Genomic DNA, 795 nt, shown 5'->3' with positions numbered 1-795 from the left:
CGAGCGGTTGAACCAGATGTGGAACCTGGTGTTGCCGACGATTGTTCACAAGAGCACATTGGCTCACGTGATGAGATTGGCGGCGCTTCCACCCCATAAATCGGAGGCGGCGACCGCCTGACACAGTCGATGCGACGGTACGGATATCACCGTGCACATTCATGGCGCGTCCACAACTGAGCGCTCCGGCCGCGACGCATTTCCGTTGCGGTTGAGTTGATTCCGCTGCATGTCGGGAGTCACCGACCTTGCTTCCCAGCGGAATATACGCACGTAGAGGCGATGAAGTGCGTCTACGGCATAGTTGTGCGCCACCGACGAGCCCGGGTGGATGCCCGCACATCCTTATCGGAGGAGGTAGCGCGCAAGCACCACGAGAGCCACGGATAGTAATCCAGCGCATACTCCGAATGTCGGCTGACCGAGCACTGCGCCGAGCATCGACAGCGCCAACGCGACCCCTGTCAAATATCCGATCCACATGGCCGGCCACAGGATGCGTCGATCCCATGTGAGCCGAACGAAGGCAACAGTCAGATGATGTGTCGGCACGTCCGCGTCTCCCATCAGGCTGACTTTCGTGGACAGCATATCTTATCAATCCATCCAGTTGGTTTGTATATCGACTACCTCTCCCACCGACCGGGTGGTCGATGCCAGCTGCGGCGGACCGCCTGACACAGTGGGACGTGAGCGAACCGTTCCCGGTTTGGTGGACACGGGATCATAGGCGAGATTTGCGTTGGCTCCCCCAGGGGGCAACGAAGTATGGCTCAGACCTCGATGTGGCTCTAC

At 59.2% G+C, this 795-nt stretch carries 1 protein-coding gene; it reads right to left on the bottom strand.

The annotated features are described in order from the left end of the window. Positions 1 to 345: 345 nt before the first annotated feature. The gene (locus QMK32_RS25200) at positions 346 to 591 is read right to left on the bottom strand and encodes a hypothetical protein (RefSeq protein WP_283478308.1); all 246 of its coding nucleotides are present in this window, start codon (positions 589 to 591) and stop codon (positions 346 to 348) included. Positions 592 to 795: the final 204 nt, after the last annotated feature.

This window comes from Rhodococcus sp. H29-C3, assembly GCF_030063405.1.
In the GTDB taxonomy this organism is placed as follows: domain Bacteria; phylum Actinomycetota; class Actinomycetes; order Mycobacteriales; family Mycobacteriaceae; genus Rhodococcoides.
This window is presented reverse-complemented; position numbering and strand designations above follow the sequence as displayed.